General features: G+C 41.8%; 2 protein-coding genes. One reads left to right on the forward strand and one right to left on the reverse strand.

The window, feature by feature from the left end:
• Positions 1-86: 86 nt before the first annotated feature.
• Complete coding sequence (locus F6J99_RS44800) at positions 87-263, reverse strand: hypothetical protein (protein WP_293123842.1); 177 nt, start codon at positions 261-263, stop codon at positions 87-89.
• Positions 264-327: 64 nt separating this feature from the next.
• On the opposite strand from F6J99_RS44800, the gene F6J99_RS44805 reads away from it, so the two are divergent.
• On the forward strand, positions 328-1,635 hold the full coding sequence (locus tag F6J99_RS44805) for a transposase (RefSeq protein ID WP_293123845.1): 1,308 nt from the start codon (positions 328-330) through the stop codon (positions 1,633-1,635).
• The last annotated feature ends 33 nt before the right edge of the window (positions 1,636-1,668 follow it).

A 1,668-nucleotide genomic window follows, 5' to 3' on the forward strand; every position in this document is an offset into this window, starting at 1 on the left:
AAACAGAAAAACATCAAGCGAGAGTTAGCCACTTAATTTATTGAGTGGAAAGCGAGCGTGCCGGGATTTATCCCGGCGTTCGCGTTCTAAGGGATTCGTTTTGTTCTTGCTAATATTTCCAGAAACTCCGAAAGGCTCAATCCAGATTCTTTAGCCATTTTTTTAAGAGCATCCCAGCCTTCCTGGGTTACCGAGACACTATACGACCTCTTTCGCTTCCCATGAATACTTGGCCTTCCCCTTTTGATGATTTGTTTTGACATTTACTTGACCTCTCATTTCTTGCGGTATACAATTAAGGTAACACAGCAAAAGGTCGATGTAAAAATGTACGGTTGTCAGCAACATTTAATAACTACGACGCCTGAAAATCAAGCAATTATAGAGTTCATCTGTTCGGAAGCTAATAAGCTAACCAATTGTGGCCTGTATTACTGCCGTCAAATGTTGTTCAAAAACGGCAAATACCTTAATAAGGCTGAACTGGACAAAGTAATGAAGGCGAATGTCCATTTTAAGGCCATGAGATCCGCTTGTGCTCAACAAACCTTACACGGAGTAATTGAGTCCTTTGAGTCTTATAAAGCTCTTAAGAAAAAGTACGACAAAGGGCAGTTAGCAGATAAACCCAGAGTCCCAAATTATCGAAAAAAGGGAGGTCTGGCTGTAGTCAGTTATCCTGCTCGGTGGGTGAAGCTAATAAAAGGTCAACTCCAATTCACCCTGGGGAAGCAGATTAAAGTCTGGTTTGATATCGACCATTTTTTGCTCCCCATGCCATCTAACATAGACCAGAAGTTAATCAAAGAATACCGTTTTGTTCCTAGAAATGGCTGTTTTTACCTAGAGTTTGTATATGAGCGACAAAATCCAAAACCAGTAGTATCCACGAATAAAGTCTTAGGGATAGATCCAGGTCTTAACAACTGGCTAACTTGCGTTTCCAACCTAGGGAGAGCTTTCATTATAGATGGCAAGAAAGTTAAGTCTCAGAATCAATGGTACAACAAGCGTGTAGCTGCGATCAAAAAAGGTAAGACTCAAAACTATTGGGATGATAAATTAGCTTTTCTAACTGAAAAGCGAAACAGGCAAATGCGCGATAATGTCAACAAAATCGCCAGGTTTGTCATAAACTGGTGTCAAAGGAACAAAGTGAGTACCATCGTGTTCGGCTGGAATAAGCGAACTAAAGATGGCATCAATATTGGCAAAAGGAATAATCAACAATTTGTTCAGATTCCTACTGCTAAATTAAAGAATAGGATTGAGCAACTATGCGTCGAACACGGTATCAAATTTATTGAGACAGAGGAAAGTTACACCAGTAAAGCCAGTTTCTTGGATCGTGATTTTCTACCTGTACTTGGTGAAAAACCCGAGGGGTGGAAAGCTAGTGGGAAAAGAGTAAAGCGTGGTCTTTATCGGTCGGGGAAAGGTGACTTGATAAACGCCGACTGTAACGGAGCTTGTAATATCCTCCGCAAAGTAGCGACACAGCTAGGGTTTTCCCTAGCCGAGGTCGGTAGAGCAGACTTGAACCTGCCACAACGGTACAAATTAGACTCGTTATCTAGATCGTATCGTGAAGCGTCGTGCAGCGTGGTTTTAACCCGCGAAACGACATCCGCTTAGAATCCACGTGTTTTCAAACCGTGGAGAGTTCAA

Origin of the sequence: Moorena sp. SIO4G3 (genome assembly GCF_010692305.1) — a bacterium.
In the GTDB taxonomy this organism is placed as follows: Bacteria; Cyanobacteriota; Cyanobacteriia; order Cyanobacteriales; family Coleofasciculaceae; genus Moorena; species Moorena producens_A.